The following is a 7,048-nucleotide window of genomic DNA, read 5'->3' as shown; positions in this document are numbered from 1 at the left end:
GACAGCTGGTGATGCGCCGGCTTCAGCGTGCGCGGCGGATGATCGCCGCCGGCGAACCGTTGGCGCAGATCGCAGTCGAAGCCGGCTTCAGCGACCAGAGCCATTTCATCAGGCACTTCAAGAAGGCGTTCGGCATGACACCGGGACGCTGGTCGTCGCTGATCCAGGGCTCTGCCGCGGCGGCTTGATCGCCTGCCGCGACAATCCGCCGGTCAGTCGTCCGACTCGGCGTCGTCGTCGATGAGCACCAGTTCCTCGTTCGAGAGGTTGGCCTCGATGCGGGCAAGCAGTTTGAACAGCGACTTCTGGTCCTTCTTGTCGAGGCCCTTCAGCGCCTGCTTTTCGGTCTTCTTCACCGATTTCTCGATGGCGTGGATGATGTCGCGGCCTGTATCGGTGAGGAAGATGTGGGCCTGGCGGGCATCGGCTTCAGAAGTGCGCTTCTCCAGGAAACCCTGGGCCTGCAGCCGGTTGATGGTCTTGGTGATCGTCGGCGGGCGCACGCCGAGACGTCCGGCAAGATTGCCCGGCGTCTGGCCGTCCTCACGGTCGAGCGCCAGCATGATCTGGTCCTGGCCGGCATAGAAGCCGTGCGCCAGAAGCCGGGCAGCCAGCGCCGTCCTTGCCAGCCTTGCCGCGGAATGCAGCCGGCTCATTGTCGCAGTCTTGTCCGCCTTGGCCATGGTCTTCCCTCTTCGGCCGTACCGGTGCGGGCAGCATAGAGGCAGCCGGCCGGTTGGCAATCGACGATCAAAAAGATTCCGGCGCTTCAAACAGCTTTGCCGGCAAGCATTGTGGTGTCCGCCGTGCTAATGCCAGATGTTTATTTCAGTTAGATGACAAACGAATTCGTGACCGGAGTTTTCGCCGCTGACAAGGTGCGTGAGGGAACGCTCAGCCGGGCTTCACCGCCACGATCATCAGCGCCTGATAGGCATCCTCCAACTCGCGCAGCGCAGCCTGCGATTGCGGTCCTGCCCGCCTGGCGATGCCGTCATCGGCGTTTGAAGTGTCGCGCTTGCCGGGCCGGTCATTGTAGGGCGCGACAGAGGTGAAGATCTGCTCGCTGAGGCTGTCGGGGAAGAACAACTGGCCGGTCATCACCGACCTGTCGTCGGGGAAGACCTTGAAATGGATGTGGGTGGTGCGGCCGCGATACCAGCCGGGATAGATCGTGGCGAAGGAGACGATGCCGCTTGCATCGGTTTTCTGCCAACCACGCAGGAAGGTCTGGCCCGATGTGTCGACGTCGCGGCCGTCACCCTGTCCGGGATAGCCGGAATAGGCGCCCTGCGCGTCGCAATGCCAGATATCGACGCGGGCGCCGGCAAGTGGGCGGCAGTCCACGTCGACAACCTGCAGCCGGACGTCAAGGGCAATACCTTTCTTGCCTTCGGTGACATCGGCACGTTCGAGTTTCGGGTCGAAATAGAACGGTCCCTCGGTCACTTCAGGCGTAATGGTGCAGACACCGGCGCCGTTTTCGAACAAGGCCAGTCCGGCATAGGGTGAAGCCTGGGCAGCCGAAGATTGAGCGGCCATTGCCGAGGCCGGCAGGAAGGCACCACCTCCGGCGGTGACCGCGATCAACCCGAGCGCCTGGCGCCGGCTCAATGAGAAGGAGGATGGCTTGCCGGACATATCTTGCCTCTCAAATTGATCTTCCGCATCCCGAGCTAGGCAATCACAGCGGCTTTCGCCAGCCAAAATCCGGTATTGTAGCAAGCCGGTTTGGCCCATCGGTTTGCCCCGTGCAAAAGCCCGGCACACATCCTATATGGAACCGACAATCCCTTTTGAGGGCCGGATCTTTCGCGGCCCAGCACTTTCGAGGCAAGCCATGAGCGACGCACAGACGCAAATCCCCGTAACCGTTCTCACCGGCTATCTCGGCGCCGGCAAGACGACGCTGCTCAACCGCATCCTGTCGGAAAACCACGGCAAGCGCTACGCCGTCATCGTCAACGAGTTCGGTGAAATCGGCATCGACAACGATCTGATCGTGGAATCCGACGAGGAAATCTACGAGATGAACAATGGTTGTGTCTGCTGCACGGTGCGCGGCGACCTGATCCGTGTCGTCGAGGGCCTGATGCGCCGCCCCGGCCGCTTCGACGCCATCGTCGTCGAGACCACCGGGCTCGCCGATCCGGTGCCGGTGGCGCAGACCTTCTTCATGGACGACGATGTGCGCTCCAAGACCAGGCTTGACGCGGTGGTGGCGCTGGTCGACGCCAAGCACCTGCCGTTGCGGCTCAAGGATTCCAGGGAAGCCGAGGACCAGATCGCCTTCGCCGACGTCGTCGTGCTCAACAAGACCGACCTCGTCACGTCAGAAGAAGTCGCCAAGGTCGAGGCAACGATCCGCGCCATCAATCCGGCGGCAAAGATCCATCGTACCACCCGCGCCGGCGTCGACCTGACCGAAGTACTCGACCGCGGCGCTTTCGATCTGTCCCGGGCACTGGAAAACGATCCGCACTTCCTCGAGGCGCATGACGATCACGATCATCATGACCACGACGGCCACGATCACCACCACCATGATCATGACGGGCACGACCACCACCATCACGCGCATGCTTCGGACATTCATGACGTGACGGTGCAATCGGTGTCGCTGCGCGGCGGCGAGATGGATCCGAAGAAATTCTTCCCCTGGATCGAGAAGATCACCCAGATGGAAGGCCCCAACATCCTGCGGCTGAAAGGCATCATCGCGCTCAAGGGCGACGACGAGCGCTATGTCATCCAGGGCGTGCACATGATCATCGAAGGCGACCATCAGCGCGCCTGGAAAGACGGCGAAAAGCACGAGAGCCGGCTGGTGTTCATCGGCAGGGAACTCGACGCCGAGCGGCTGAAGAAGAGTTTTGACGCCTGCCAGGCGGCTTGATTTCCAAGCCTTATAACGCTAGCGCTGCCCCTTCTGTCCTTCTCCCCTTGTGGGAGAAGGTGGCCGTGCGAAGCTCGGTCGGATGAGGGGTGCTCCAGCTGGGCACCGACGGCGATCCGTCCAACACCCCTCAACCGTCTCGGCGCTGCGCGCCGATCCACCTTCTCCCACAAGGGGAGAAGGTTGGCGCCACACCTGGCCGCGCTGGCGACTTCCCGGGGATGGCAACAAACTTCATTGGAATGGTTCCCTGATGCCCACAGTCGCCCCCCTAGACCTCGAAGGCCATTGCATCGCCGCCGTCTTTCTCGGCGACGTGCCGCATTTCGCGATGGCCGACGGCGCCATCCATCGGCTCGACCATGGCCACAAGACGGTTCAGGCCAATGACGGGCTGCTCGCCGCCTTCCATGATGCGGCCAATGACCGGCTGATCACCGGCGGCGAGGACGGCAAGGTGTTTGCCGTGAAAACGGGCGGCGAGGCCACGGAATTGGCAAGCGCGGCCAGGAAGTGGATCACCAGCGTTGCCGCCGGGTCGCAAGGCGCCATCGCCTATGCCTCAGGCAAGACTGCCTTCGTGCGCTTCGCCGACGGCAAGACCAGGGAATTCGTCCATCCGCGTTCGGTGGAGGGGCTGGCCTTCTCGCCCAAGGGCATGCGCTTCGGCGTCGCCCGCTACAATGGCGCGACGCTGCATTTCCCGGCCGCCGAGGGCAAGCCCGTGGAACTCGAATGGGCCGGCGCCCATACCGGCATCACCTTCTCGCCGGATGGCGCCTTCCTCGTCACCACCATGCAAGAAAACGCATTGCACGGCTGGAAGCTCGCCGACGGCAAGCACATGCGCATGACCGGCTATCCCGGCAAGGTCAAAAGCCTGTCGTGGAGCGTGAAGGGCAAGTGGCTGGCGAGTTCCGGCGCGCCGGCGGCGATCGTCTGGCCGTTTTCCGGCAAGGACGGGCCGATGGGCAAGGCACCGCTGGAACTCGGCACGCGCGGCAACGCCATGGTGACGGCTGTCGCCTGTCACCCGAGCCAGGATGTCGTCGCCGTCGGCTATGATGACGGCATGGTGATGGCGGTGCGTTTTGCCGACGCCAAGGAAGTGCTGTTGCGGCGGCCGGGCAAGGGCGCCATCACCTCGATGATGTGGGACAAGGAAGAACGCCGCGTCGCCTTCGGCAGCGCGGCAGGCGACTGCGGCGTCATCGACATCACGGCCTGACCCCGCTCACTCCGCTCCGCACGACACTTTGCCGCTGATTTCAACCGGTTTGCCGTCCTGGTCCGTATCCGCCGCGGCGTCGTAGATGAAGAGCGTATAGCTCCCGTCGTAGACGCCTTCGTCGCTGGTCCTGGTCAGGATCGTCAGTTCGACCGAGTTGATCTTTTGCGCGGCCTCGTGCTCACGATAGATGTTCAGCCGCAATTCCTTGCCGTCGAGCCAGTACTGCGTCAGGTTGGAATCCTCAAACACGGTCTTGCGCAGGCTGTCGCTGGCAGGCCGGCTCAGAATTTCGAGGTTGCCGCGAAAGTTGAAGGTCGGCCCGCCCATGCCTCTGGTGACGCCGGCCTCGACCTCGAATGTCGCCGCCGTGTCGTCGGTGGAGCACCAGATGCCGCCCGACGCGAAGGCCGCGCTCGCCAACGACAGGTGCATCGCCACACAGATGACCGTCCTCATTACCCCTCCCCCCTCAATTTCCGCTCATATTGGCGCCGACTTCGGCAGCACGGTCAAGCGCCGCCGCCAAAGGCTGAGCCAACGCAGGACAGATGCGCGGCCAATTGCGGATGCAGACACGGATTGGCTAAGAGGAATCGACCAGAGGGGTTTTCATGCACAGCGATATGTCCAAGACGTCCATCGGCGGCATCGGCCGCGACCGCATTGCCGATCTGCGCGAGACCGAGGGGGCAGCCTTCCGCAAGGCGCGGCCGCAATCTCAGGCGAAGGTCGGCAACGGCCTGCCCGGCTTCTTCGGCGGCGTGCCGATGCACTGGATGAACGACTGGCCGACGCCGTTCCCGATCCTGGTCGACAGCGCCAAGGGCGCCACGATCACCGACATCGACGGAAACAAGCTCGACGATTTCTGCCTTGGCGACACCGGCTCGATGTTCGGCCATTCGCCGCCGCCGGTGGCGCGCGCCATCCGCCGCCAGGCCGGACGTGGCCTGACCTATATGCTGCCTTCGGAAGATGCGCTCGCCATCGGGCCGCTGCTGCAGCAGCGCTTCGGCCTGCCGTTCTGGCAGATCGCGACGACGGCGACCGACGCCAACCGCTTTGCGCTGCGCGTCGCCCGAGCCGTCACCGGCCGGGAGAAGATCCTTGTCTTCAACGGCTGCTACCATGGCTCGGTCGACGAGACGATGGTGCGGCTGATCGACGGCAAGCCCGTCAACCGGCCGGGATTGGCGGGGGAATTCCGCGACCTGACCCGTACGGCCAAGGTCATCGAGTTCAACGATATCTCAGCACTCGAAGCCGCGCTTGGGGATAAGGACGTCGCCTGCGTCATCGCCGAACCGGTGCTGACCAACTCCTGCATGGTGCTTGCCGATCCGGGCTACCATGACGCCCTGCGCAAACTGACACGCCAAGCCGGCACACTGCTTCTGATCGACGAGACGCACACGATCTCGACCGGCCCCGGCGGCTACACGAGGAAATATGGTCTCGACCCGGACTTCTTCGTCCTGGGCAAGCCGATCGCCGGCGGCGTGCCGGCCAGTGTCTGGGGCATGAGCGACGACGTCGCCTCGCGCTACGCGGACTACAACAGGACCAAGGAGCCGGGCTATTCCGGCATGGGCACGACGCTCTCGGCCAACCCGCTGCAGTTCGCAGCGATGCGCGCCGCGCTTGAAGAGGTAATGACGCCGGAAAATTATGACCGCATGGATCACCTGGCGCGGCGGCTCGATGCCGGGTTGACCGGCGTGATCGATCGCTATCGCCTGCCCTGGCATGTTTCCCGTGTCGGCGCCCGCGTCGAGTTCATCTGCGCGCCCGGTCCGCTGCGCAATGGCGCCGAGGCGGAAGTGGCGCATGCGCCGGAACTGGAGGCCGCCATCCATGTCGCGCTGGTCAATCGCGGCGTGCTGATCGCACCCTTCCACAACATGATGCTGATCTCGCCGGCGACCACTGCGACCCAGGTTAACCGGCTGATCACCGCCTTCGGCGCGGTTGCGGCAAAGCTTGCGGCATGAGACAAGCGGCGATGGACCATCCCAATGCCATAATGACCTCACCTTCGGGCTCGACATCCGCCGAGGCGCAAGCCTTTCTCGACGCCCATCCCGAGATCGAAGCCTTCGATATCGTGCTGACCGACGCCAATGGCGTCGGCCGCGGCAAGATCGTGCGCCGGCATGAGCTGAAGAGCATCTTCGAGGGCGGCCGCCATATGCCGATCTCGATCCTGGGCCTCGACATCACCGGCGAGGATGTGCACGAGACCGGGTTGATTTGGACGACCGGCGACGGCGATCTCAGGGCATGGCCGATCCCCGGTACGCTGGTGCCGCTCTACGGCACGAGCCCGCCGCGTGGCCAGCTGCTGATGGCGATGTACATGCTCGACGGCCGGCCGATGTCGTCGGATCCGCGGCTGGCGTTGGCTCGGCAAGTCGACATCCTGGCGGCCAAGGGCCTCTATCCGGCCGGCGCCTTCGAACTTGAATTCTTCCTGCTGGCCAATGAGCGCGATGCCGACGGCAAGGTGCAGCCGGCGCGCGCCGTGCTCGACGGCCGCGTCTCGGGCAAGACGGAAGTCTATTCCGTCGACCATCTGCACGGCATGGAGCCGCTGTTCTCCGACATCTATGCCGCAGCCAAGGCGCAAGGCATTCCGGCCGAGACGGTCATTTCCGAATATGCGCCCGGCCAGTACGAATTGACGCTGAACTACCGCAAGGATGTGATGCGGGCGGCCGACGACCTGGTCATGCTTAAGCGGCTGGTGCGGGCGCAGGCGCGCCGCCACGGCGTCACCGCCTGCTTCATGGCCAAGCCGATCGAGAAATACGCCGGCTCGGGCATGCATTTCCATGTTTCGCTGCAGGACAGAGCCGGCCGAAACGTCTTTGCCGAAGCCGGCGGCGAGAGCTGGTCGCTGCCGCTGCTGCAAGGGCTCGGCG

At 63.9% G+C, this 7,048-nt stretch carries 8 protein-coding genes; 5 read left to right on the top strand and 3 right to left on the bottom strand.

Translation table 11 applies throughout. From position 1 onward, the window contains the following. Positions 1-188 (top strand): helix-turn-helix domain-containing protein (locus tag EN991_RS17035; RefSeq protein WP_127369180.1); only part of this gene is annotated, 188 nt, incomplete at its 5' end. Positions 189-212: 24 nt separating this feature from the next. Here EN991_RS17035 and EN991_RS17030 read toward each other — a convergent pair. Continuing rightward, entirely contained in the window at positions 213-683 is a 471-nt protein-coding gene (locus EN991_RS17030) for a MarR family winged helix-turn-helix transcriptional regulator (RefSeq protein WP_127369179.1), read from the bottom strand. Between the two features lie 211 nt (positions 684-894). Then, positions 895-1,641: an intradiol ring-cleavage dioxygenase gene (locus EN991_RS17025; RefSeq protein WP_127369178.1), complete on the bottom strand. Its 747-nt coding sequence runs from the start codon at positions 1,639-1,641 to the stop codon at positions 895-897. A gap of 199 nt (positions 1,642-1,840) precedes the next feature. Between EN991_RS17025 and EN991_RS17020 the strand changes: the two genes are divergently transcribed. Together EN991_RS17020 and EN991_RS17015 are read left to right on the top strand one after the other, a co-directional pair. Beyond that, positions 1,841-2,896: a GTP-binding protein gene (locus tag EN991_RS17020; protein WP_127369177.1), complete on the top strand. Its 1,056-nt coding sequence runs from the start codon at positions 1,841-1,843 to the stop codon at positions 2,894-2,896. A gap of 253 nt (positions 2,897-3,149) precedes the next feature. After that, positions 3,150-4,124 carry a WD40 repeat domain-containing protein gene (locus EN991_RS17015; protein WP_127369176.1) on the top strand — a complete coding sequence of 325 codons (975 nt, stop codon included), beginning with the start codon at positions 3,150-3,152 and terminating at the stop codon, positions 4,122-4,124. A gap of 6 nt (positions 4,125-4,130) precedes the next feature. On the opposite strand, the gene EN991_RS17010 is transcribed toward EN991_RS17015, so the two are convergent. Beyond that, on the bottom strand, positions 4,131-4,583 hold the full coding sequence (locus EN991_RS17010) for a hypothetical protein (protein WP_127369175.1): 453 nt from the start codon (positions 4,581-4,583) through the stop codon (positions 4,131-4,133). Positions 4,584-4,738: 155 nt separating this feature from the next. On the opposite strand from EN991_RS17010, the gene EN991_RS17005 reads away from it, so the two are divergent. Next, positions 4,739-6,118, top strand: a complete 1,380-nt coding sequence (locus tag EN991_RS17005; protein WP_127369174.1) for an aspartate aminotransferase family protein — start codon at positions 4,739-4,741, stop codon at positions 6,116-6,118. 11 nt (positions 6,119-6,129) lie between these two features. Further along, positions 6,130-7,048, top strand: a 919-nt coding sequence (locus EN991_RS17000; protein ID WP_206519212.1) for a glutamine synthetase family protein, incomplete at its 3' end; no start/stop codon positions are given.

The organism is Mesorhizobium sp. M7A.F.Ca.US.005.03.2.1, from assembly GCF_003997795.1.
In the GTDB taxonomy this organism is placed as follows: domain Bacteria; phylum Pseudomonadota; class Alphaproteobacteria; order Rhizobiales; family Rhizobiaceae; genus Mesorhizobium; species Mesorhizobium ciceri.
Note: the sequence above shows the minus strand (reverse complement) of the source record. Positions and strands in the feature narration are given on the sequence as shown.